We start from the raw sequence: 22,513 nt of genomic DNA, 5'->3' as shown, positions 1-22,513 counted from the left end.
GCTGCGTCGGCGAATTGTCAATAATACTCAACGGGGATCATGCCACCGTTTGGCCTCAAATGCGCATGGATCCGATGTCGCGACGCAGCAAATGCGGAGGCTCGAATCGGATTTCCGGCGGGGATGTTGCAGAAATCGAACGGCCCCGTTACCGTGCGGAAGCCCTCCCGGAAACGCACCACGAGCGTCCCGCATGCCCCGAACCTCTCCCCGGATGCCTCTGGTCGGCCTGCCGACGGACCGGAAGACGATCGGTCCGCATCCGTTCCTGGCGGTGGGGGAGAAGTACGTCCGGGCGGTGGTCGACGGCGCCGAGTGCCTCCCGGTGCTGCTGCCCGGCCTGCAACCGCCGGTCGGCCTGCGCCAGATGCTGGAGGGGCTGGACGGGCTGCTGCTGACCGGGGCGGTCAGCAACATCGAGCCACACCACTATTCCGACGAGCCGAGCTGGGAGGGCAACCTCCACGACCCGGTGCGCGATGCCAACACCCTCGCGCTGATCCCGATGGCGATCGAACTCGGCCTGCCAATCTTGGCCATCTGCCGCGGCTTCCAGGAGATCAACGTCGCCTTCGGCGGCCGCCTGCACCAGAAAGTGCACGCGCTGCCGGGCATGCGCGACCACCGCGAGAACACCGACGACCCGCTCGACGTGCAGTACGCGCCGGCGCACGAGATCGCGCTCGCGCCGGGCGGGCTGCTCGCCTGCATCGCCGGCACGGAAAAGGCGCGCGTGAACTCGCTGCACGGGCAGGGCATCGCTCGGTTGGGTGACGGGCTGACGGTGGAAGCGACCGCACCCGACGGGCTGGTCGAAGCGTTCCGCCGCGACGGCGATGGTTTCCTGCTTGCGGTGCAGTGGCATCCCGAGTGGCGCGTCACCGAGAACGCCTTCTACCACGGCATCTTCCGCGCGTTCGGCGACGCCTGCCGGCAGCGCGCCGCCCGACAACAGACCGCGCAGCGGCTACGATGAACGCATGAGCCCGAAAAAGTCTTCCCGCAAGCCTTCCGCCCGGCGCGGTGTCCGCGCCGCGCCCTCCGCCACCGCCGGCGAACACGCGCTGGTCCGCTGGCTGAAGGACCGCCGCATCACCGAGGTCGAATGCCTCGTGCCGGACATCACCGGCAACGCCCGCGGCAAGATCATCCCGGCCGCCAAGTTCTCGCACGATTACGGCACGCGCCTGCCCGAAGGCATCTTCGCGACCACCGTCACCGGCGATTTCCCCGACGACTACTACGACCTAACCACGCCCTCCGACGCCGACATGCTGCTGCGCCCGGACCCGGACACCGTGCGCCTGGTGCCGTGGGCCACCGATCCCACCGCACAGGTCATCCACGACTGCTACACGAAGGATGGCGAGCGCCACGAACTGGCGCCGCGCAACGTGCTCAAGCGCGTGCTCGACGCCTACGAGGCCGAGGGCCTGCGCCCGGTGGTCGCGCCGGAGGTCGAGTTCTTCCTCGTGCAGAAGAACACCGACCCGGATTTCCCGTTGCAGCCGCCCGCCGGCCGCTCGGGTCGCCCGGAGACCGCGCGCCAGTCGTACTCGATCGACGCGGTCAACGAGTTCGACCCGATCCTCGACCTGATGTACGACTACAGCGACGCGATGGAGCTGGACGTGGACACGCTGATCCACGAATCCGGCGCCGCGCAGCTGGAGGTCAACTTCCTGCACGCCGACGCCATGTCGCGCGCCGACCAGGTGTTCCTGTTCAAGCGCACCATGCGCGAGGCCGCACTGCGCCACGGCGTGTACGCGACCTTCCTCGCCAAGCCGATGGAGAACGAGCCCGGCAGCGCGATGCACATCCACCAGAGCGTGCTCGACCGCAGGGGGCGCAACATCTTCGCCGGCCGCAAGTCGGGCGAGCACAGCAAGGCGTTCGAGCACTACCTCGGCGGCCTGCAGCAGTACGTGCCGATGGCGATGGCGTTCTTCGGGCCGAACGTGAATTCCTACCGCCGGCTGGCGCTGGGGCAGGTGGCGCCGATCAACGTGCAGTGGGGCTACGACAACCGCACCTGCGGCCTGCGCGTGCCGATGGACACGCCCGAGAACACCCGCGTCGAGAGCCGCTTCGCCGGTTCCGACGCCAATCCCTACCTCGCGATGGCCGCGACCCTGGCCTGCGGCCTGATGGGCCTGCGCGGGCAACTGGAGCCGACCGAGCCGCTGTCCACCAGCGCGCAGGACGTCGGTTTCGAGCTGCCGCGCTCGCTGGGCGAGGCGCTCGACAAGCTGGAGGGCTGCAAGCCCCTGCACGACATGATGGGCGCGCGCTTCGTCCGCGCCTACATCTCGGTCAAGCGCAAGGAATACGAAACCTTCTTCCGCGTCATCAGTTCGTGGGAACGCGAGTTCCTGCTGCTCAACGTCTGACGCCGACCTTTCCGGAGCCCCCATGGACCACGCCGACATCGCCCGCCTGCAGCAGCTCGACGCCGAGCACCACCTGCACCCGTTCAACGACAACGCCGCGCTGGCGAAAAAGGGTACCCGCATCCTCGTGAAGGGCGAGGGCGCCTACGTCTGGGACGCCGAAGGCCACAAGCTGCTGGACGCCTTTGCCGGGCTGTGGTGCGTGAACCTCGGCTACGGCCGCCGCGAACTGGGCGAGGCCGCGCGCAAGCAGATGGACCGGCTGGCCTACTACAACAGCTTCTTCCAGTGCACGGTCGAGCCGACAATCGAACTCTCGGCCAAGCTCGCCGAACTCACGCCGGCCGACCTCAACCACGCCTTCTTCACCAACTCCGGTTCCGAGGCCAACGACACCATCCTGCGCCTGGTCCGCCATTTCTGGGCGGTGCAGGACAAGCCGCAGAAGAACATCTTCATCGGCCGCCACAACGGCTACCACGGCACCACGATGGCCGGCGCCAGCCTCGGCGGCATGGCCAGCATGCACAAGCAGGGCGGGCTGCCGATCCCCGACATCCACCACATCGATCCGCCGTTCTGGTTCGCCGACGGCGGCGACCTCTCGCCCGAGGAATACGGCCTGCTCGCCGCGCGCCGGCTGGAGGCGAAGATCCTCGAACTCGGGCCGGAGCGCGTCGCCGCCTTCATCGGCGAACCGATCATGGGCGCGATCGGCGTCTACATCCCGCCGATGACCTACTGGCCGGAGATCGAGCGGATCTGTCGCCAGTACGACGTGCTGCTGATCGCCGACGAAGTGATCTGCGGGTTCGGCCGCACCGGCGAGTGGTTCGGCTCGCAGTACTTCGGCATCACCCCAGACGTGATGACCCTCGCCAAGGGCATCACCTCCGGCTACATCCCGCTGGGCGCGGCGATGTTCAACGACCGCGTCGCCGGCGTGCTCAAGACGCAGGGCGGCGAACTGGCCCACGGCTGCACGTACTCGGGCCACCCCGTGTGCACGGCGGTGGCGCTGGAGAACATCCGCATCCTGCAGGAAGAGCGGATCGTCGAACGCGCCCGCGACGAGATCGCCCCGTACCTGGCGCAGCGCTGGGCCGAACTGGGCGAACACCGGCTGGTCGGCGAGGCCCGCATCGCCGGCATGGTCGGCGCGCTGGAACTGGTGCCGCGCAAGGGCGAGCGCCGGTTCTTCGACGAGCGCGGGACGGTCGGCGTGATGTGTCGCGACAACGCGCTGCGCAACGGGCTGATCCTGCGCGCCACCTATGATTCAATGCTGCTGTCGCCGCCTCTGATCCTGGATCGGACGCAGGTGGACGAACTGTTCGAGAAGGCATGGAAGTCGCTCGACGAGACCGCGGACGCGATCGGCATCGCCTGATCCGCTTCCGCCGGCCCGCGATCTGTGCCCTAATCGGATGCGTCCGACCATTCACCCATCTGAGCCCCCCGGGGCGGAGGTAAGCGCGTCATGAAACTGCGATTGCTGGGAGTGTCCATCGCCGTCTGCATGCTGGCCGCCTGCGGTGGCGGCAAGCCCGAAGGCGGCAACGCCGCGACCGGCGACGGCAAGGCGCCGGCCGGCGGCGAGGAGAAGCTCCTCAACGTCTACAACTGGTCGGACTACATCGCCGAGAGCACCATCCCGGGCTTCGAGAAGAAGACCGGCGTGAAGGTGGTCTACGACGTGTTCGACAGCAACGAGATCGTCGAGACCAAGCTGCTCGCGGGCTCGTCCGGCTACGACATCGTGGTGCCGACGCTCAACTTCCTCGGCCGCCAGATCCAGGCCGGCGTGTTCATGCCGCTGGACAAGTCGAAGATCCCGAACCTCGCCAACCTCGATCCGGAGATGATGAAGCGCATCGCGCTGCAGGATCCGGACAACAAGTACGCCGTGCCGTATCTGTGGGGCACCACCGGCATCGGTTACAACGTCGACAAGGTGAAGGCTGCCTTCGGCACCACCGACGTCGCCAACAGCTGGGACCTCGTGTTCAAGCCCGAGAACATCGCCAAGCTCAAGGACTGCGGCGTGACCCTGCTGGACACGCCGTCCGAGCTGATCCCGATCGCGCTGAACTACCTCGGCGAAGATCCGAACAGCCACGACCCGGCCGTCATCGACAAGGCCGCGGCGCTGCTGAAGTCGATCCGCCCCTACATCACCAATTTCCATTCCTCGCAGTACATCGACTCGATGGCGAAGGGCAGCACCTGCCTCGTCGTCGGCTGGTCGGGCGACATCATCCAGGCCCGCGACCGTGCCGAGGAAGCGAAGAACGGCGTGCACATCGCCTATTCGATCCCGAAGGAAGGCGCGCCGCTGTGGTTCGACATGCTGGCGATCCCGAAGGACGCCAAGCATCCCGAGAACGCGCTCGCCTTCATCAACTACCTGCTGGAACCGCAGGTCGCCGCCGACAACTCCAACTTCGTCAGCTATCCGAACATCAACGTGAAGTCGACGGCGCTGGTGAAGCCGGAGATCACGAGCGACCCGACGATCTATCCGCCGGACGACGTGCGCGCGAAGCTCTTCACCTTCGCGATCGTGCCGCCGGAAGTCGACCGCCAGTACACCCGGATCTGGACCCAGCTCAAGACCGGCCATTGACCGACCGCGGGGCGGGCAGCGATGTCCGCCCCGCCGCATTCCCGAGGAACGCCCATGGCCGCAGTCGCCAACGAACGACCGCAGACCGGCGCCGCGAAACCCGGTGCCGACCACTACGTCCGGATCGTGGACGTGCGCAAGGAGTTCGACGGCTTCGTCGCCGTGGATGACACCAACCTGAGCATCCGCCAGGGCGAGATCTTCGCGCTGCTGGGCGGATCCGGCTGCGGCAAGTCGACGCTGCTGCGCTGCCTCGCCGGGTTCGAGACGCCGTCCTCCGGCAAGATCTACCTCGACGGCCAGGTGATGAACGGCCTGCCGCCCTACGAGCGGCCGATCAACATGATGTTCCAGTCCTACGCGCTGTTCCCGCACATGACGGTGGAACAGAACATTGCCTTCGGCCTGAAGCAGGACGGTCTGGGCAAGGACGCGATCCGCAAGCGCGTCGACGAGATGCTGGCGATGGTGCAACTGGGCAAGCTCGCGCGGCGCAAGCCGCACCAGCTCTCCGGCGGCCAGCAGCAGCGCGTCGCGCTGGCGCGCTCGCTCGCGAAGGGCCCGAAGCTGCTCCTGCTCGACGAACCGATGGGCGCGCTGGACAAGAAGCTGCGCTCGCAGATGCAGCTGGAACTCGTCGACATCATCGAGAAGTCCGGCGTGACCTGCGTGATGGTCACCCACGACCAGGAAGAGGCCATGACCATGGCCACCCGCATCGCGCTGATGGACGCCGGCCGCATCCGCCAGGTCGGCACGCCGGACGAGATCTACGAATCGCCGACCAGCCGCTTCGCCGCGGAGTTCATCGGCTCGATCAACATGTTCGACGGCCGCATCGAGGAAGACCACGCCGACTACATCACCATCGCCTCGCCGTCGCTGTCGGTGCCGATCTACGTCGGCCACGGCGTGACCGGCTACGAAGGCCAGGAAGTCGGCTACGGCGTGCGTCCCGAGAAGGTCGTCATCAGCAAGGAAGAGCCGGACCAGCCGTACAACAAGGCGCAGGGCCGGATCGAGGACATCGCCTACTTCGGCAGCCATTCGGTGTTCCACGTGCGCCTGCCCAGCGGCTACCGGGTGATGGCGAACTTCGCCAACCAGCAGCGCTGGGCCAGCGAGGGCATGACCTGGGGCGACGAGGTCTGGGTGTCGTGGGGCGACAACGAAGGGGTGGTGCTCACCTCATGAAGATCGCCGCCTTCAAGCGCTTCCTGCCGGGCCCGCGCTGGGCGGTGATCTCGGTCCCGTACCTGTGGCTGCTGCTGTTCTTCGCGGTGCCGTTCCTGATCGTGCTGAAGATCTCGTTCGCCAAGCTGGCGATCGCGCAGCCGCCGTACACGCCGATCCTCGAATTCGTGCAGGACGAGGTCCTGCTCAAGCTCAACCTCACCAATTACAAGGTGCTGTTCTCCGACAGCCAGTACCTGCTGGCCTACGCCAGCTCGCTGAAGATCGCCGCGATCTCGACGCTGCTGACGCTGCTCATCGGCTACCCGATGGCCTACGTCATCTCGCGGATGTCCACGTCCTCGCGCAACATCGCGATGATGCTGGTGGTGCTGCCGTCGTGGACCTCGTTCCTGATCCGCGTCTACGCCTGGATCGGCATCCTCGACAGCAACGGCCTGCTCAACAACCTGCTGACTGGCATCGGGGTGATTTCCGAGCCGCTGCGCATCCTCAACACGCCGCTCGCGACCTACATCGGCATCGTCTACTGCTACCTGCCGTTCATGGTGCTGCCGCTATACACCAACCTGGTGAAGTTCGACCACCGCCTGCTGGAAGCCGCCTACGACCTCGGCGCACGGCCGTGGAAAGCGTTCCTGAAGATCACGCTGCCCATGTCGCGTGGCGGCATCATCGCCGGCTGCATGCTGGTGATGATCCCGGCGGTCGGCGAGTTCGTGATCCCCGAGATGCTGGGCGGCCCGGACACGCTGATGATCGGCCGCGTGATGTGGAACGAGTTCTTCAACAACCGCGACTGGCCGGTGGCCTCGGCGGTGGCGATCGTGATGCTGATCATGCTGCTGGTCCCGATCCTGATCTTCAACCGAGTGCAGCAGCGCGAGCTGGAAGGACGGCTGGCATGAGCGGCGTCTCCGCCCCCGGCGCACGCGTCCTGCGCTGGAGCATCCTGACGCTCGGCTTCGCGTTCCTGTACGTGCCGATCGTGGTGCTGATCGTCTACTCGTTCAACGAGTCGCGGCTGGCCTCGGTGTGGTCGGGCTTCTCGTTCAAGTGGTACGGCGAGCTGGTCCGCGACCAGGCGATGCTCGACGCCGCGTGGGTCAGCCTGCGGGTCGCGTTCTGGACCGCCACGACCTCGGTGGTGCTGGGCACCATGGCCGCGCTGGCGATGACGCGCATGCGCCAGTTCCCCAGCAAGACCGTGTTCGGGGCGATGATCACCGCGCCGCTGGTGATGCCCGAAGTCATCACCGGCCTGTCGATCCTGCTGATGCTGGTGTCGGTGGCGGGCTCGGTCGGCATCGCGCCCAAGGGGGTGGTCTCGATCTGGATCGCGCACGTCACCTTCACGCTGTCGTTCGTGACCGTGGTGGTGTCCTCGCGCCTGGCCGAACTGGACAAGTCGCTGGAAGAAGCGGCGATGGACCTCGGCGCGAACCGCATCAAGGTCTTCTTCCTGATCACGCTGCCGATCGTCGCGCCGGCGCTGGTGTCGGGCTGGCTGCTCGCCTTCACGCTGTCGCTGGACGACGTGGTGATCGCCAGCTTCGTCGCCGGCCCCAACTCGACCACGCTGCCGATGAAGGTGTTCTCGTCGGTGCGCCTGGGCCTCAGCCCGAAGATCAACGCGCTCGCCACGCTGATGGTGCTCGCGGTGTCGGTGGCTGCGGCCATCGGCTGGTGGCTGATGTATCGCGAGGAAAAGCGCCGCCAGCGCGACATCCAGCTGGCGCTCCAGTCGAACGCGGAGTAGGGCGCCGCACGGAACGCACGCCCCCGGAGACACGCACCATGACCGTCACGCTCACCCACCCCTGGACCGGCCAGGCCGACTACCGTTACGACTACATCGGCGAGGCCGAGGTCGAGGCCATCCTCGCACGCGCCGCCGCGGCCGCACCCGCCTGGGCCGCGCGCCCGCTCGACGACCGCGGCGCGCTGCTGCGCGCAGTCGCGGCCCGCCTGCGCGACGAGCGCGAGGCGATCGCCGCGATCATGTCCGCCGACGTGGGCAAGCTGCGCCGCGAGGCGCTGGCCGAGATCGAGAAATCCGCCGGCGCCTGCGAGTACTACGCCGACCACGCCATCGACTACCTGCGCGACAGCGCCATCGCCACCGAAGCCAGGCGCAGCTACGTCACCTACGAGCCGCTGGGCTGCGTGTTCGCGGTGATGCCGTGGAACTTCCCGATCTGGCAGGTGTTCCGCTTCCTCGCGCCGGGCCTGATGGCCGGGAACGTGGCCGTGCTCAAGCACGCCACCAACGTGCCGCGCTGCGCCGACGCCATCGCGCGCGTGCTGCGCGAGGCCGGCGTGCCCGACGGTGTATTCGGCGTGCTGCACATCGACAACGAGATGGCGGGGAAGGTCATCGCCGATCCGCGGGTGAAGGCCGTGACCCTGACCGGCAGCGATCGCGCCGGCCGCTCGGTCGCGTCCACCGCCGGCCGGAACCTCAAGAAATGCGTGATGGAGCTGGGCGGCAGCGATCCGTTCGTGGTGCTGGACGACGCCGATCTCGACGTCACCATCCCGGCCGCGATTTCCTCGCGCTTCGGCAACGCCGGCCAGACCTGCATCGCCGCCAAGCGCTTCATCGTGACGCCCGGCATCGCCGATGCGTTCGTGCAGCGCTTCGTCGAGGCGGCGTCGAAACTCGCCATCGGCGACCCGATGGCCGACGCCACCACGCTCGCGCCGATGGCCCGTGCCGACCTGCGCGACGAGATCCACGCGCAGGTGCGGCGCAGCGTCGACGCCGGCGCCACACTGCTGCTCGGCGGCACGCCGGGCGAGGGCGCCTGCCACTATCCGGCGACGATCCTCGATCACGTGGTGCCCGGCATGCCGGCGTACGACGAGGAACTGTTCGGCCCGGCTGCGGCGATCCTGCGCGCCCGCGACGACGCCGACGCCGTCAGCCTCGCGAACGACACCGACTTCGGCCTCGGCGCCAGCGTGTGGACGCGCGACCTCGCCCGCGGCGAAGCGGTCGCGCGCAAGCTGCAGGCGGGCGCGACCTTCGTCAACGCGATCGTGCGCAGCGACGTGCGCCTGCCGTTCGGCGGCACCAAGACCTCCGGCTTCGGTCGCGAACTCGCCGAGCACGGCATCCACGAGTTCATGAACATCAAGACGGTGTACGTCGCCTGAGACAGGCCGGCTGCGCTGCGCGCCGATCGTCGGCGCGCAGCGCAGCCGGTGCGATCGGTGCTGTGCAAGGCGTGGGGGGACGAGCGAAAATGCGACGACCGTCGCGTCGTGCCGACGCAGCCGCGTCATCGCTCGCATCCCCACAGGAGTTCCCATGCGTCTTGCTCCGCTTGCGTTCGCGGCCGCCGCCGCGCTGCTGTTGCCCTTCGCTCCGTCCATCGCGCGCGCCAGCGGCGACTGGGGCTGCGTCCCGGCGGTGGTGGCAGTCAACGACGACTACGGCTACGGCTGCGCCGGCACCGCGGTGCTGACGCCGGCCAACGACACCCGCATCAACCTCGTGCTGCTGATGGCCGATCGCCACGGCGGCCTGCGCACGTATCCACCGAAGCGCGAGCCGTTGCAGGCGCCGGCCCTGCCGGTGCCGCTGTCGTGGGAAGACTTCGTCGGCCGGATCGGGCCAGCAGGCACCACTGGCGACGAGCCGTCGGGCTGGGTGCTGCAGGGCGAGGGCACGGTGTGCGTCAGCAACGACGCCGGCACCGAAGCCTTCGTCGCCGCGCTCGCCGCTGACACCGGCGTCAGCGCCGACGAGCGCGAACGTCTGACCGCCGCGCGCCGCCAGACCAACGCCTGCACCACCGACGGCGACAAGCCGGTCGTGCCGCTCGATCCCGCACTCGACGATGCGATCCGCTCGGCGTCGGGCAAGGCGTTCCTGGCCTACCTCAAGGCCGCCGCAGCGTTCTACGCCGACGACTACGACACCGCATCCTTCATCGCGCTGGCGAAGTCGAAGCAGCCGTGGGTGCGCGAGGCCGCGCGTTACATGGTCGGCCGCACCTGGGCGCTCGCGGCGCAGGCCAACGGGTTCGGCGAATACGGCGAACTCGTGTTCGATAAAATGGATCGGGCCGCGTTGGGCAAGGCCGAGGCCGCGCTCAAGGACTACCTGCACGACTATCCGCGCGGCGCCTATGCCGCGTCGGCGCAGGGCCTGCTGCGCCGCGTGTACTGGCTGGGCCAGGACCACGTGAAGCTCGCCGCCGCCTACCGCGCGCAGATCGAGCAGGCCGACGCCGTGCAGCGCAACCTGCCGGATCTCGACCTCGCGCAGGAAATCGACGCCAAGCTGCCGGCCGAGGCGTACCGGCTCGAATCCGCCGGCCCGGTGCTGCTGGCGATCGACGATCTCCGCCGCATGCGCCGCAACGGCGACACCGGCAAGCGCGACCTCGGCCGTGACGAACTGATGGCCCAGCGCGCGCGCTTCGCCGCGATGCCGGGCATGCACGACTACCTGCTCGCGGCCTACGCGTTCTTCGTCGAGGATTCGCCGAAGGCCGCGCTGGAACGCCTCCCGGCCGCGGACGCGGGCAAGGGCGGCGCGCTCGACACGCTGGAATTCAGCCGGCGCGCGCTGCGTGCGTTGGCGCTGGATCGCCTCGACGACCCGAAGGCGCGCGATGCGCTGGTTGCGCTGTTCCCGCAGGCGACCGCACCGCTCCAGAGCGAAACCCTGCAGGTCGCATTGGCGATGCACGATGCGCGCCATGGCCATCCCGAGCGCGTGTTCGCGGCCGGCTCGCCGGTCACCGATCCGGAGCTGCGCGAGCTCCTGCTCGTCAACGTCGCCGGTCCGGACCTGCTGCGCGCGCGCGTCGCCGACACGACCGCGACCCCACGCGAACGCAACGTCGCCCGCTACGTGCTGCTCTACAAGTCGCTGACCCGCGGCCGCTACGCCGATTTCCTCGCCGCGGCGAAGGGCGCGCTGCCGCCGCCGACCGCCGAGCCGGACCGCTACTTCAAGCTCGAACAGGCGCCGCCGCTGGGCGATTACGCGTGGACAGGCACGAAGGAAGGCTATCGCTGCCCGTCGCTGCTCGACGTGGCGACGACGCTGGCGAAGACGCCGAATGATGTCCACGCGTCGCTGTGCCTGGGCGAATTCGCGCGGCTCAACGGCTACGACGGGTTCGTGCTCGACCGCCAGCCGGCGGCGGGCGAACTCGGCGGCACGCCGACGCAATTCCCCGGCAAACCGTTCGCTCGGCAGGCGATCTACCAGCGCGTGATGGCCGACGCCGCCGCGGCGCCGCAGGATCGCGCCTACGCGCTGTATCGCGCCGTGCACTGCTACGCGCCGTCGGGCTCGAACGACTGCGGCGGCGAGGACGTGCCGGTCGCGACGCGCAAGGCGTGGTTCAAGCGCCTCAAGAGCGAATTCCCGACCTCGCCGTGGGCGCAGTCGCTGCAGTACTTCTGGTGAGGCCGCGCGGCGCCGTGCGCCGGTTCGCGGCGCTGCTGCTGGCCGGGCTGCTGTCGTCGGGATCGGCGCTGGCGGCTCCCGGCGACGCCACGGCGCACGTCGACGCCGCGCACTACGAGGCGTTCTGGCTGTGGGCCGGCGTCAAACCGCAGCCCGCGCTGGCACGCGCGAAGACGCTCTACCTGCTCGACGGCGAAGTGCAGGCGACGCCGTCGATGCGGCTCGCGGCCCAGCGTGCCGCACTACCGCGCGTGCGCCATGCCGACGTGTGGATGGTCTACCGCGTGCAGACGCTGCGCTGGACGCCTGCGGTCCACGCGCAGGTGCTGGCGCGGCTGCAACGCTGGCGTGCCGCGGGCAATCGCGTGGTCGGCGTGCAGATCGACTTCGACGCGCGCACGCGCCACCTCGACGAATACGCCACTTTCCTGCGCGATCTGCGCCGCCGCTTGCCGGCGGACTGCCGGCTCGGCATCACCGGCCTGCTCGACTGGAGCGCGAACGGCGATCCCGCGGGCCTCGACGCGCTGGCCGGCGTCGTCGACGAGATCGTGCTGCAGATCTACCAGGGCCGGCACGTGATCCCCGGCTATGCGGCGTACCTCGCGCGCCTCGATCGGTTGCGCGTGCCGTTCCGCATCGGCCTGCTGCAGGGCGGCGAGTGGACGCCACCACCGGCGCTGGCCCGGCATCCGCAGTTCCGCGGCTACGTCGTGTTCCTCCTCAACCCGCGGCCCGGGCAACCCCGGCGAGCCGGAACGGACGTTGTCGATCCGACCGATCCCCGATCCAGCCGAGGCCGTCCGCCATGACCCGCATCCTGTCGTTGCTGCTGCTCCTGTCTTGCGGCCTGCCCGGCATGGCGTCCGCGCGGCTGATCGCGACGCCCGGCTATCAGGCGCTTTACGACCGTGCCGACGCGGTGATGATCGCGACCGCGCAGGCCACGACCGACACCGACGAACGCATCACGCTGCCCGGCCTGCAGCCCGACGTGCCCGCGGTCGGCGTGAACACGCCGCTGCGCGTGCAGGCCTGGCTGAAGGGGGCGCCGGACGCAACGGTGGTGCTGCATCACTACCGGTTGGCGAATCCCGGACAGCCGCTGGTCAACGGCCCGCTGCTGCTCGACTTCCATCGCGACGACGCGCAGACACTGCTGTTCTTCCTCGTCCGCGAACCCGATGGCCGCTACGCCCCCGTCGCCGGCCAGACCGACCCGGCCGGGTTCTCGGTGTTCCGGGTCGATCGGGGACTGTGAGCAGGATGCCGGCACCTGCGATGACGCGCGGTCAGCCGGCTTGCGCCAACCACTCCCGCACCAGCCCCGGCACGATCTCCGTCGCCGGGCCGCGCAGCATGCGGAAGCCCCATGGCAGGTCATCGACCTCGAACGCGCACACGACCTTCTCCGCGGTCGGGCTGGCGTAGCGGGTCAGCGAGGCGGCGGGATACACCGACAGCGAGGTGCCGACGACCAGCACCTTCGCCGCTTCGGTCACGTGACGTGCGGCGACGTCCATCATCGGCACGTCCTCGCCGAACCAGACGATATCCGGCCGCAGTTGGGTGCCGTCGTCGCACAGGTCGCCGAGGTGGATCGGCGCGGCGTCGATGCGACGGCGCAGGCGACGCGGCGAGGTGCCCCGCGCCCACGCCAGTTCGCCGTGCAGGTGCACGACCTGCGTGGAGCCGCCGCGCTCGTGCAGGTCGTCGACGTTCTGGGTGACGACCACGACCTCGTATTTCGATTCCAGTGCGGCGATCGCGCGGTGCGCGGCGTTCGGCTGCGCTTCGGCGGCGCGGGCGCGGCGTTCGTTGTAGAACTCGAGCACGACGTCCGGATGCCTGCGCCAGCCTTCCGGACTCGCCAGCGCGCGCCAGTCGTGGTTGCGCCACAGCCCGTCGGCGTCGCGGAACGTGGGCAGGCCGCTTTCGGCGCTGACGCCTGCGCCGGAAAGGATGACGATCTTCTTCGGATGCATGCGCTTTCCGTCAACCATGGTCGATCGCCTTGCGCTTGGAGTGGCGGCCACCGGGGCGATCGATTTCGCAGTCGATGTCGTCGAGCCGCCAGCCGGCCTGCGTGCGAATCCAGCGATAGCGATCCTTCCAGCGGTAGGTCTCGCCTTGATAAAGGTCGTGGAACGAAACAACGACCCATTCGGACGAAGGCGAAACCTGGCGTACCGACGAAATCCTGTAGCCGTCGTAGGAGCCGTCGGAACAGATGAAGGTGAAATCGGCGTGGGGCGGCTTGGCCGTGGAATCCTGCGCCGACGTTTCGCGATCTTCCCTGAAAGCCGCGTCGACGGCACGGTAGAAACCCGGCGAAAGCTGGCGGCGCAATGCCGCCATGCCGCGAGCATCGCGCTTTGGCCCGGTCGTCTTGTGGTACTCGATGAACTGCCGTGTGCGTGTGCCGGGATCGGATCCCGCGGGTGGCCTTGCGGAAAGCGAGAGGGGCATCGTCGTCAACGACGCAAGCAAGACGGCAAACAGTGTTCGTGTATGCACGACGTTGCATCGATCTTGCCTCATCACGATCTCCGCTCACTTCATCGTCGGCATCACGAATTCCGCGTGGCGCACGTCGTCGGGCCAGCGCGCGGTGATGGTCTTCAATCGCGTGTAGAAGCGCACGCCGTCGGGGCCGTGGACGTGCAGCGGGCCGAAGATCGAGCGCTTCCAGCCGCCGAAGCTGTGGAAGGCCATCGGCACCGGGATCGGCACGTTCACGCCGACCATGCCGGCCTGCACGCGGTGCGCGAACGCGCGCGCGGCGCCGCCGTCGCGGGTGAAGATCGCGGTGCCGTTGCCGTATTCGTGTTCGTTCACGAGTTTCAGCGCGGCCTCGAAATCCGGCGCGCGCACCACGCTCAGCACCGGGCCGAAGATCTCCTCGCGGTAGATCGACATGTCGGGCGTGACGCGATCGAACAGGCAGCCGCCGAGGAAGAAGCCGTCGGCGTGGCCATCCACCGCATGGCCGCGGCCGTCGACGACCAGCGTCGCGCCTTCGGCGACGCCGGCGTCGACGTAGCTGCGGACCTTGTCGCGATGCGTGCCGGTGACCAGCGGACCCATTTCCGGATCCAGGCAGCCGGGGCCGATCTTCAGCGCGGCCACCTTCGGTGCCAGCTTCGCGACCAGCGCGTCCGCGGTGGCATCGCCGACACAGACCGCAACGGAGATCGCCATGCAGCGTTCGCCGGCGGAACCGTAGCCGGCACCGAGCAGCGCGGAGACCGCGCCGTCGAGGTCGGCGTCGGGCAGCACGACCATGTGGTTTTTGGCGCCGCCCAGCGCCTGCACGCGCTTGCCGTTGGCGCTGCCGCGGGCATAGATGTATTCGGCGATCGGCGTGGAGCCGACGAAGCTGATTGCCTGCACGCGCGGCGCGTCGAGCAGCGCATCGACCGCAACCTTGTCGCCGTGGACGACGTTGAACACGCCGTCGGGCAGCCCGGCCTGCTTCAGCAGGTCGGCCATGAAATTCGCGGCGGACGGATCGCGCTCCGACGGCTTCAGCACGAAGGTGTTGCCGCAGGCGAGGGCGACCGGGAACATCCACAGCGGCACCATCGCCGGGAAATTGAACGGCGTGATGCCCGCGACGACGCCCAGCGGCGCGTACTCGGTCCACGAATCGACCTCGCGGCCGACGTTCATCGAATGCTCGCCCTTGAGCAGGTGCGGGATGCCGCAGGCGAACTCGACCACTTCCAGGCCGCGGGTCACTTCGCCGCGTGCGTCGGACAGCACCTTGCCGTGCTCGGCGGTGATGATCGCGGCGAGGTCGCCGGCGTGGCGCTCCAGCAGGTCCTTGAAGCGGAACATGACCCGCGCGCGATTGAGCGGCGTGGTCTCGGCCCAGGCGGGGAAGGCCGCGGCTGCGGCATCGACCGCAGCCTGCACGTCGTCGACGGAGGCCAGCGGCACGCGCTTCGTGACCGCGCCGGTGGCGGGGTCGAAGACGTCGGCCTGGCGGTCGGAACGGCCGGCGGTGTGGGCACCGGCGATGCAGTGGGGGACGGTGGACACGGAAGCTGACATCGGATTGAACCTCTCTTCAAACGTCGATCGTGTCCGTCATCGCTTCCGCGACATGGCTTGATCAGGTTTCGGTAGAGCGCCCCTCATCCGCCTTCGACGTCTTCTCCCCGCATGCGAGGAGAAGGAACTCCCGCATCCGCCGCCTGCGTGTGGAAATCACCGACTGGCTTCGGTAGAGCGGCCTTCAAGCCGCTGCTTCATTCGGAAGCCAAAGCAGCGGCCTGAAGGCCGCTCTACCGATGTGCTGCGTGCCTCAACCCAGCGCCTTCTCCGCCGGCACGTACTCGTAACCGAGGTCCTGGGCGACCGCCTGGTAGGTGATCTTGCCGGCGTGGACGTTCAGGCCGTTGAGCAGGTGCGGGTCGTCCAGCAGCGCCTTCTTCGCGCCCTTGTTCGCCAGCTGCACCGCGAAGGGCAGGGTGGCGTTGGTGAGGGCGAAGGTGGAGGTGCGGGCGACGCCGCCGGGCATGTTGGCGACGCAGTAATGGATGATGCCGTCCACTTCGTAGGTCGGGTTCTGGTGGGTGGTGGCCTTCGAAGTCTCGAAGCAGCCGCCCTGGTCGATCGCGACGTCGACCAGCACCGAGCCCGGGCGCATCAAACCGAGCTGCTGGCGCGAGACCAGCTTCGGCGCAGCGGCGCCAGGGATCAGCACCGCGCCGATCACCAGGTCGGTGTCGGGCAGGCGTTCCTCGATGGCGTCGTGCGTCGAGTAGATGGTGGTGAGCTGGTGGCCGTAGACCTCGTCGAGGTACTTCAGACGCTCCAGCGAGCGGTCGAGGATGGTGACGTGCGCGTTCAGGCCCATCGCCATGCGTGCGGCGTTGATGCCGACCACGCCGCCGCCGATCACCAGCACTTCCGCCGGCTTCACGCCGGGCACGCCGCCGAGCAGCACGCCGGAACCGCCCTGCGCCTTCTCCAGCGCATGCGCGCCGGCCTGGATCGACATGCGGCCGGCGACCTCGGACATCGGCGCCAGCAGCGGCAGGCCGCCGCGCTTGTCGGTGACGGTCTCGTAGGCGATCGCGGTGCAGCCGGACTTCACCAGCGCCGCGGTCTGCGCCGGGTCGGGCGCCAGGTGCAGGTAGGTGTAGAGCACCTGGCCGGGGCGCAGCATCGCGCATTCGACCGGCTGCGGTTCCTTCACCTTGATGATCATCTCGGCGCGGGCAAAGATTTCTTCCGCGGTGTCGACGATCTCGGCGCCGGCCTTCACGTACATCTCGTTGGTGAGGCCGATGGCCTTGCCGCCGTCGCGCTGCACCATCACCCGGTGGCCATGGTTCGCCAGCTCGCGCGCGCCCGCGGGGGTCAGGCCGATGCGGTATTCGTGATTCTTGATTTCCTTGGGAACGCCGATGAGCATGGCTGGATACCGTTCAGAGGATGGGCAAGGCGCGCATTAGGCCGTTTCGGCGATCACATGCGCAAGGGTTCGGAAGATGCGATCGATGTGGTCGCGGTCGAGGATCAGCGGGGGCGACAGCGCGATCACGTCGCCGGTCACGCGGATCAGCAGGTTTTCCTGGTGGAAGCAGCGCGTGAACACGTCGTAGGCGCGGGCGCCGGGCGCGCCCGGACGCGGCGCCAGCTCGATCGCGCCGATCAGGCCGATGTTGCGGATGTCGACCACGTTCGGCAGGCCGCGCAGGGCGTGGATGGCGTCGGCCCAGGCGTCTTCCAGCACGATCGCCTGCTCGAACAGGTTTTCCTCGGCGTAGGTGTCCAGCGTCGCCAGCGCGGCGGCGCAGGCCAGCGGGTGGCCGGAATAGGTGTAGCCGTGGAACAGCTCGATCATCTGCTCCGGGCCCTTCATGAAGGCATCGTGGATGCCGTCGGACACGAACACCGCGCCCATCGGCACACAGCCGTTGGTCAGGCCCTTGGCGCAGGTGATCATGTCGGGCTTCACGTCGAAGCGCTCGGCGGCGAACGCCTTGCCGACGCGACCGAAGCCGGTGATGACTTCGTCGAAGATCAGCAGGATGCCGTGCTTGTCGCAGATCTCGCGCAGGCGGCGCAGATAGCCTTCCGGCGGAAGCACCACGCCGGCCGAACCGGCGACCGGTTCGACGATGACGGCGGCGATCGTGCTGGCATCGTGCAGCGCGACGAGGCGTTCGAGGTCCTCGGCCAGTTCCAGCCCGTGCGCGGGCAGGCCGCGGCTGAAGGCGTTGCGTTCGATGTCGAGCGTGTGGCGCAAGTGGTCGACGCCCGGCAGCAGGCTGCCGAAGAACTTGCGGTTGTTGGGCAGGCCGCCCACGGAGATGCCGCCGAAACCGACGCCGTGGTAGCCCTTCTCGCGGCCGATCAGGCGGGTCCGGTGGCCTTCGCCGCGGGCGCGATGGTAGGCGAGGGCGATCTTCAGCGCGGTATCGACCGACTCCGAGCCGGAGTTGGTGAAGAACAGGTGGCCGAGGTGGTCCGGCGCGATCGCCTTCAGCCGCTCGGCCAGGGTGAACGGCAGCGGATGGCCCATCTGGAAGGTGGGCGCGAAGTCGAGCGTCGAGATCTGCTGGCGCACGGCCTCGACGATGCGAGGCCGGGCGTGTCCGGCGTTGACACACCACAGGCCGCCGGTGGCGTCGAGGATCTCGCGGCCGTCGACCGAGCGGTAGAACATGCCTTCGGCGCTGGCGAGCAGGCGGGGATTCGCCTTGAACTGGCGGTTCGCCGAGAACGGCATCCAGAACGCGTCCATCGCGTCCGGCATGCGGGTGGCCTGGGCCGTGTAGGCGGCGCCGAGGGAAGAGGCGGGGGTGTCGTCGCGCATGGGGCGGAATCCTGAGCCGAACGGGTCGACGGGAAGCTTAGCGCGTTGAAAAAACTTTACAACCGCTTCGTATTTGGCGAAAAATGCTGCACGGCCGTAGCCGTGTAAAGTATCCCGCTACACCAAAGTCGACCGGAACCCCATGGATATCGGCGCACGCCTGCAGCTCGTCCGCAAGAACAAGGGGCTCAGCCAGCGCGAGCTGGCCAAGCGCGTCGGGGTCACCAACAGCACGATCTCGCTGATCGAGCAGAACAAGGTCAGCCCGTCGGTGAGCTCGCTGAAGAAGGTGCTGGACGGGATCCCGATCTCGATGGCCGACTTCTTCACCCTCGACATCGACACCCGGCCGTCGGACCAGCCGTTCTACGGCGTCGACGAGCAGCCCGACATGGGCAGCAACGACATCCACTATTTCCTGATCGGCCACCATCGCCCGAAGCGGCAGATGTGCGTGCTGCGCGAAGTGATGGAACCCGGCAGCGACACCGGCTCGGGCATGATCACCCACGACGGCGAGGAGGGCGGCGTGATCCTCCAGGGCCAGGTCGAGCTGACCGTGGACGACCAGGTGCGGGTACTCGGCCCGGGCGAGGGCTACTACTTCGACTGCCGCAAGCCGCACCGCTTCCGCAACATCGGCGACTGCGACGCGGTGATCGTCAGCGCCAGCACGCCGCCGACGTTCTGATCTCTTCCCGGGCCGTTCGATCGGCCCTGTCCCGAATCCGGAGCCTCCCGCATGACCACCCCCGACACCCGCGAACGCTGGCAGGCGATCGCCGACGGCCTCGACCTCCGGACCCGGGCCTTCATCGACGGCCGCTACGTCGACGCTGCCGACGGCCGCACCTTCGACTGCATCAGCCCGATCGACGGCCGCGTGCTGGCGCAGGTGGCCCATGGCGGCGCCGAGGACATCGACCTTGCCGTGGCCGCGGCGCGGCGCAGTTTCGAGGCGGGGATCTGGGCGGACACCCGCCCCACGCATCGCAAGAAGATTCTCATCAAGTTCGCGCAGCTCATTGAAAAATATGGCGATGAGCTGGCCGTGCTCGAATCGCTGGACATGGGCAAGCCGGTCACCGACGCCCGCCAGGTCGATATCGCCGCGACCATCCGCTGCCTGTCCTGGACCGGCGAAGCCATCGACAAGGTCTACGGCGAAGTGGCCGCGACCGGCCAGGACGAACTGGGCCTGATCACCCGCGAGCCGCTGGGCGTGATCGGCGCGATCGTGCCCTGGAACTTCCCGCTGCTGATGGCGGCGTGGAAGATCGCTCCGGCGCTGGCCACCGGCAATTCGGTGGTGCTGAAGCCGTCCGAGAAATCGCCGCTGACCGCGCTGCGGCTGGCGGAGATCGCGATGGAGGCGGGCATCCCCGCCGGCGTGTTCAACGTCGTCCCGGGCTTCGGCCGCGAGGCCGGCGAGCCGCTGGCGCTGCACATGGACGTCGACGGGCTGGTGTTCACCGGGTCGACCGCCGTCGGCCGGCACCTGCTGCAGTGCGCCGGGCGCTCGAACATGAAACGCGCCTACATGGAGTGCGGCGGCAAGAGCCCGAACCTCGTCTTCGCCGACGCGCCCGACCTCGAACAGGCCGCCAAGGCCGCCGCCACCGCGATCTTCTACAACCAGGGCGAGGTCTGCACCGCGGCCTCGCGCCTGCTGGTGCAGCGCTCGGTGAAGGACGAGTTCGTCGCCGCAGTGGTCGAGGCCGGCCGCGCGATGCAGCCGCGGCACCCGTTCGAGCCCGGCGCGGCGATGGGCGCGATGGTCGACGAAGGCCAGACCGCCCGCGTGCTGGAGTTCATCGCGAAGGGGCAGGCCGAGGGCGCGAAGTTGCTGCTGGGCGGGCGCCGTGCCGACGTGGTGAGCGGCGGCTGCTACCTCGAACCGACCGTGTTCGACGACGTCGCCCACGACCACACCATCGCCCGCGAGGAAATCTTCGGCCCGGTGCTGTCGGTGATCGGTTTCGACGACGAGGCCGAGGCCCTGCGTCTGGCCAACGACACCGAGTACGGCCTCGCCGCCGGCGTCTGGACCCGCGACATCGGGCGCGCACATCGCGTGGCGCGCAAGCTGCGCGCCGGCAGCGTCTGGGTGAACTACTGGGACGGCGGCGACATGACCGCGCCGTTCGGCGGCTACAAGCAGTCCGGCAACGGTCGCGACAAGTCGCTGCATGCCTTCGAGAAGTACACCGAAGTGAAGGCGACTTGGATCAATCTCGCGACCTGATCCGCGATGCGTGCGCGGCCGGCGTCGTGCATGACGCCGGCCATGGGCGGTGGTCATGGATGCGAAACGCTCGCGTTTGACCCGGTCCGGGGGGCAAGGGAGAATCGCCGCGGACCCGCCTCCCGCGGTGCCTTTGCACCGCCCCCGTCCCCAAGCTCCAGGATTGCAATGCGCGTCTTCGCGATTTCGGACATCCATGTCGACTACGACGCGAACATGCGCTGGGTCCATGGCCTCTCCCGGGCCGACCATCGCGACGACCTGCTGATCCTCGCCGGCGACGTGTCGCACCGGCCGAAGCTGCTGGCCGAGTGCATCGATGCCTTCGCCCGCCGGTTCGCGCAGGTGCTGTTCGTGCCCGGCAACCACGACCTGTGGGTGGTCGGCGAGCCGCCTGACCGGCATTCCCTGCACAAGTTCCGCGAAGTGGCGGACATCGCCACCGACAATGGCGCGTCGATGCAGGCCTTCCGTCGCGAGGGCACGCTGATCCAGCCGCTGCTGGGCTGGTACGACTTCTCCTTCGGCAAGCCCGACGACAACCTGCTGCAGATGTGGGCCGACTTCCGCACCTGCCGCTGGCCGGATGGCGCAGGCCCGGCGGAGATGTCGGCGCTGTTCGACGGCATGAACGACGCGCCGCCGGACGACGCGCCGGAGCGGGTGATCACGTATTCGCACTTCCTGCCGCGGATCGACCTGGTGCCGATGTTCGTGCCGCAACGGCACCGCACGCTGGACCCGGTGCTCGGCACGGTGCGGCTGGAGGCGCAGCTGCGCCGGTTCACGCCGCACATCCACGTCTACGGCCACAGCCACATCAACCGCTCGGTGCGGATCGACGGCGTGCACTACATCAACAACGCCTTCGGCTACCCGCAGGAGGAATCCATCGCCTCCAAGCGGCTGTTGTGCATCGACGACATCTGAGCAGGGCGCATGGGCGGAACGGACGCCACCGACCACCGCGGCAACCCCGAAGCCGACCCGGCACCGGGCACGGCCGACATCGACCTGTGGCTGGCCTACTACGACCTGGCCGCCGACCTCGCGCCGCGCCTGCGCACGTTGCTGACCGAGGAAGAACGGGCGCGCGAGCCGCGCTTCTATTTCGCCGACGACCGCCTGCGCTACCTCGTGACCCGGGCGCTGGTGCGGACGGTACTCTCGCGCTACGCGCCGCTCGCGCCAGGTGACTGGCGGTTCGCCGGGAACGGCTACGGCCGGCCGCACATCGCGCCGGACATCGTCACCCGCTGCCCGGAAGCGGCGGACCTGCGCTTCAACCTCTCGCACACCCGCGGCCTGATCGCGCTGGGCGTGACCCGCGGCCGCGAGCTGGGCGTGGATGTCGAGCACCTCGACGACCGCGAGAGTCCGCTGGACATCGCCGACCGCTTCTTCGCCCCGGTCGAGGTCGAGTCGCTGTGGCAGCAGCCCGAATCGGCGCGCCACGTGCGTTTCTTCGAGTACTGGACCTTCAAGGAGTCGTACATCAAGGCGCGGGGGCAGGGGCTGTCGATCCCGCTGGACCGTTTCAGCATCCATTACCCGCACGACGCCGGCGTGCGACTGGCGATCGACCCCTCGCTGGAGGACGCGCCGGAGCGCTGGGCACTGTGGCAGTACCGGCCTGCCGGCAATTACCTGCTCGCGGTCTGCGCCGAGCGCGGCGAACGCCCGCCGTCGACGGTCACGCTGCGCCGCTGCCTGCCGCTGTGCGCGGAGGAAGCGATCATGGCGGTGTCCACGCGGCGCTCGGACGCGGACGCCTGAGCGCCGGAACGCCCCG

The 22,513-nt window shown here is 68.6% G+C and carries 20 protein-coding genes; 15 read left to right on the top strand and 5 right to left on the bottom strand.

Going from position 1 to position 22,513, the window contains the following annotated elements; all coding sequences use genetic code 11:
* The first annotated feature begins 193 nt into the window (after window positions 1–193).
* The 11 genes from ACT53R_RS16645 (at window position 194) to ACT53R_RS16595 (ending at window position 12,905) form a co-directional block, all read left to right on the top strand.
* Window positions 194–976 (top strand): gamma-glutamyl-gamma-aminobutyrate hydrolase family protein, encoded by a 783-nt coding sequence (locus tag ACT53R_RS16645; protein WP_476173034.1) that lies wholly within the window; start codon window positions 194–196, stop codon window positions 974–976.
* A 4-nt stretch (window positions 977–980) separates the two neighbouring features.
* Entirely contained in the window at window positions 981–2,393 is a 1,413-nt protein-coding gene (locus tag ACT53R_RS16640) for a glutamine synthetase family protein (protein WP_476173033.1), read from the top strand.
* Window positions 2,394–2,415: 22 nt separating this feature from the next.
* Complete coding sequence (locus ACT53R_RS16635) at window positions 2,416–3,783, top strand: aspartate aminotransferase family protein (protein ID WP_476173032.1); 1,368 nt, start codon at window positions 2,416–2,418, stop codon at window positions 3,781–3,783.
* Between the two features lie 90 nt (window positions 3,784–3,873).
* A complete protein-coding gene (locus tag ACT53R_RS16630) occupies window positions 3,874–5,019 on the top strand; it encodes a polyamine ABC transporter substrate-binding protein (RefSeq protein WP_476173031.1) in 1,146 nt (381 codons plus the stop codon).
* Between the two features lie 54 nt (window positions 5,020–5,073).
* Window positions 5,074–6,213, top strand: a complete 1,140-nt coding sequence (locus ACT53R_RS16625; protein ID WP_476173030.1) for an ABC transporter ATP-binding protein — start codon at window positions 5,074–5,076, stop codon at window positions 6,211–6,213.
* The gene (locus ACT53R_RS16620; RefSeq protein WP_476173029.1) at window positions 6,210–7,121 is read left to right on the top strand and encodes an ABC transporter permease subunit; all 912 of its coding nucleotides are present in this window, start codon (window positions 6,210–6,212) and stop codon (window positions 7,119–7,121) included. Before ACT53R_RS16625 ends, ACT53R_RS16620 begins: the two co-directional genes overlap by 4 nt.
* Window positions 7,118–7,972, top strand: coding sequence for an ABC transporter permease subunit (locus ACT53R_RS16615; RefSeq protein WP_476173028.1), 855 nt, complete (start codon window positions 7,118–7,120; stop codon window positions 7,970–7,972). Before ACT53R_RS16620 ends, ACT53R_RS16615 begins: the two co-directional genes overlap by 4 nt.
* Window positions 7,973–8,010: 38 nt before the next feature.
* Window positions 8,011–9,372, top strand: a complete 1,362-nt coding sequence (locus tag ACT53R_RS16610) for an NAD-dependent succinate-semialdehyde dehydrogenase (protein ID WP_476173027.1) — start codon at window positions 8,011–8,013, stop codon at window positions 9,370–9,372.
* A 154-nt stretch (window positions 9,373–9,526) separates the two neighbouring features.
* Window positions 9,527–11,644 (top strand): PA5441 family protein, encoded by a 2,118-nt coding sequence (locus tag ACT53R_RS16605; protein ID WP_476173026.1) that lies wholly within the window; start codon window positions 9,527–9,529, stop codon window positions 11,642–11,644.
* Between the two features lie 14 nt (window positions 11,645–11,658).
* Window positions 11,659–12,456, top strand: coding sequence for a DUF3142 domain-containing protein (locus ACT53R_RS16600; RefSeq protein ID WP_476173025.1), 798 nt, complete (start codon window positions 11,659–11,661; stop codon window positions 12,454–12,456).
* Window positions 12,453–12,905: a hypothetical protein gene (locus tag ACT53R_RS16595; RefSeq protein ID WP_476173024.1), complete on the top strand. Its 453-nt coding sequence runs from the start codon at window positions 12,453–12,455 to the stop codon at window positions 12,903–12,905. Before ACT53R_RS16600 ends, ACT53R_RS16595 begins: the two co-directional genes overlap by 4 nt.
* Before the next feature lie 31 nt (window positions 12,906–12,936).
* Here ACT53R_RS16595 and ACT53R_RS16590 read toward each other — a convergent pair whose 3' ends face one another.
* The 5 genes from ACT53R_RS16590 to aptA all read right to left on the bottom strand — a co-directional run bounded on the left by ACT53R_RS16590 (window position 12,937) and on the right by aptA (window position 18,476).
* On the bottom strand, window positions 12,937–13,629 hold the full coding sequence (locus tag ACT53R_RS16590) for an SIR2 family NAD-dependent protein deacylase (protein WP_476173023.1): 693 nt from the start codon (window positions 13,627–13,629) through the stop codon (window positions 12,937–12,939).
* Window positions 13,630–13,639: 10 nt separating this feature from the next.
* Window positions 13,640–14,185, bottom strand: a complete 546-nt coding sequence (locus ACT53R_RS16585) for a hypothetical protein (protein WP_476173022.1) — start codon at window positions 14,183–14,185, stop codon at window positions 13,640–13,642.
* 12 nt (window positions 14,186–14,197) lie between these two features.
* A complete protein-coding gene (locus tag ACT53R_RS16580) occupies window positions 14,198–15,688 on the bottom strand; it encodes a CoA-acylating methylmalonate-semialdehyde dehydrogenase (protein ID WP_476173021.1) in 1,491 nt (496 codons plus the stop codon).
* A gap of 265 nt (window positions 15,689–15,953) precedes the next feature.
* Window positions 15,954–17,069: an alanine dehydrogenase gene (gene ald, locus ACT53R_RS16575; RefSeq protein WP_476173020.1), complete on the bottom strand. Its 1,116-nt coding sequence runs from the start codon at window positions 17,067–17,069 to the stop codon at window positions 15,954–15,956.
* 36 nt (window positions 17,070–17,105) lie between these two features.
* Window positions 17,106–18,476 (bottom strand): omega-aminotransferase AptA, encoded by a 1,371-nt coding sequence (aptA, locus tag ACT53R_RS16570; protein ID WP_476173019.1) that lies wholly within the window; start codon window positions 18,474–18,476, stop codon window positions 17,106–17,108.
* A gap of 142 nt (window positions 18,477–18,618) precedes the next feature.
* On the opposite strand from aptA, the gene ACT53R_RS16565 reads away from it, so the two are divergent.
* From ACT53R_RS16565 to ACT53R_RS16550, 4 genes are all read left to right on the top strand, one after another.
* Window positions 18,619–19,167, top strand: coding sequence for a cupin domain-containing protein (locus ACT53R_RS16565; RefSeq protein WP_476173018.1), 549 nt, complete (start codon window positions 18,619–18,621; stop codon window positions 19,165–19,167).
* A gap of 51 nt (window positions 19,168–19,218) precedes the next feature.
* Window positions 19,219–20,721: an aldehyde dehydrogenase gene (locus ACT53R_RS16560; protein WP_476173017.1), complete on the top strand. Its 1,503-nt coding sequence runs from the start codon at window positions 19,219–19,221 to the stop codon at window positions 20,719–20,721.
* Window positions 20,722–20,889: 168 nt separating this feature from the next.
* Window positions 20,890–21,651, top strand: coding sequence for a metallophosphoesterase family protein (locus ACT53R_RS16555; protein ID WP_476173016.1), 762 nt, complete (start codon window positions 20,890–20,892; stop codon window positions 21,649–21,651).
* A gap of 9 nt (window positions 21,652–21,660) precedes the next feature.
* The gene (locus ACT53R_RS16550; protein WP_476173015.1) at window positions 21,661–22,497 is read left to right on the top strand and encodes a 4'-phosphopantetheinyl transferase family protein; all 837 of its coding nucleotides are present in this window, start codon (window positions 21,661–21,663) and stop codon (window positions 22,495–22,497) included.
* The last annotated feature ends 16 nt before the right edge of the window (window positions 22,498–22,513 follow it).

The organism is Lysobacter sp. DMC104, from assembly GCF_056313665.1.
This window is presented reverse-complemented; position numbering and strand designations above follow the sequence as displayed.

What these genes read in the sequence shown, in the direction of transcription:
- ald (WP_476173020.1), bottom strand. Translation starts at nt 17,069, where the DNA reads ATGCTCATCGGCGTTCCCAAGGAAATCAAGAATCACGAATACCGCATC.
- ACT53R_RS16555 (WP_476173016.1), top strand. Translation starts at nt 20,890, where the DNA reads ATGCGCGTCTTCGCGATTTCGGACATCCATGTCGACTACGACGCGAAC.
- ACT53R_RS16615 (WP_476173028.1), top strand. Translation starts at nt 7,118, where the DNA reads ATGAGCGGCGTCTCCGCCCCCGGCGCACGCGTCCTGCGCTGGAGCATC.
- ACT53R_RS16560 (WP_476173017.1), top strand. Translation starts at nt 19,219, where the DNA reads ATGACCACCCCCGACACCCGCGAACGCTGGCAGGCGATCGCCGACGGC.
- ACT53R_RS16590 (WP_476173023.1), bottom strand. Translation starts at nt 13,629, where the DNA reads ATGCATCCGAAGAAGATCGTCATCCTTTCCGGCGCAGGCGTCAGCGCC.
- aptA (WP_476173019.1), bottom strand. Translation starts at nt 18,476, where the DNA reads ATGCGCGACGACACCCCCGCCTCTTCCCTCGGCGCCGCCTACACGGCC.
- ACT53R_RS16625 (WP_476173030.1), top strand. Translation starts at nt 5,074, where the DNA reads ATGGCCGCAGTCGCCAACGAACGACCGCAGACCGGCGCCGCGAAACCC.
- ACT53R_RS16620 (WP_476173029.1), top strand. Translation starts at nt 6,210, where the DNA reads ATGAAGATCGCCGCCTTCAAGCGCTTCCTGCCGGGCCCGCGCTGGGCG.
- ACT53R_RS16635 (WP_476173032.1), top strand. Translation starts at nt 2,416, where the DNA reads ATGGACCACGCCGACATCGCCCGCCTGCAGCAGCTCGACGCCGAGCAC.
- ACT53R_RS16610 (WP_476173027.1), top strand. Translation starts at nt 8,011, where the DNA reads ATGACCGTCACGCTCACCCACCCCTGGACCGGCCAGGCCGACTACCGT.
- ACT53R_RS16585 (WP_476173022.1), bottom strand. Translation starts at nt 14,185, where the DNA reads ATGAGGCAAGATCGATGCAACGTCGTGCATACACGAACACTGTTTGCC.
- ACT53R_RS16595 (WP_476173024.1), top strand. Translation starts at nt 12,453, where the DNA reads ATGACCCGCATCCTGTCGTTGCTGCTGCTCCTGTCTTGCGGCCTGCCC.
- ACT53R_RS16565 (WP_476173018.1), top strand. Translation starts at nt 18,619, where the DNA reads ATGGATATCGGCGCACGCCTGCAGCTCGTCCGCAAGAACAAGGGGCTC.
- ACT53R_RS16645 (WP_476173034.1), top strand. Translation starts at nt 194, where the DNA reads ATGCCCCGAACCTCTCCCCGGATGCCTCTGGTCGGCCTGCCGACGGAC.
- ACT53R_RS16605 (WP_476173026.1), top strand. Translation starts at nt 9,527, where the DNA reads ATGCGTCTTGCTCCGCTTGCGTTCGCGGCCGCCGCCGCGCTGCTGTTG.
- ACT53R_RS16640 (WP_476173033.1), top strand. Translation starts at nt 981, where the DNA reads ATGAGCCCGAAAAAGTCTTCCCGCAAGCCTTCCGCCCGGCGCGGTGTC.
- ACT53R_RS16550 (WP_476173015.1), top strand. Translation starts at nt 21,661, where the DNA reads ATGGGCGGAACGGACGCCACCGACCACCGCGGCAACCCCGAAGCCGAC.
- ACT53R_RS16630 (WP_476173031.1), top strand. Translation starts at nt 3,874, where the DNA reads ATGAAACTGCGATTGCTGGGAGTGTCCATCGCCGTCTGCATGCTGGCC.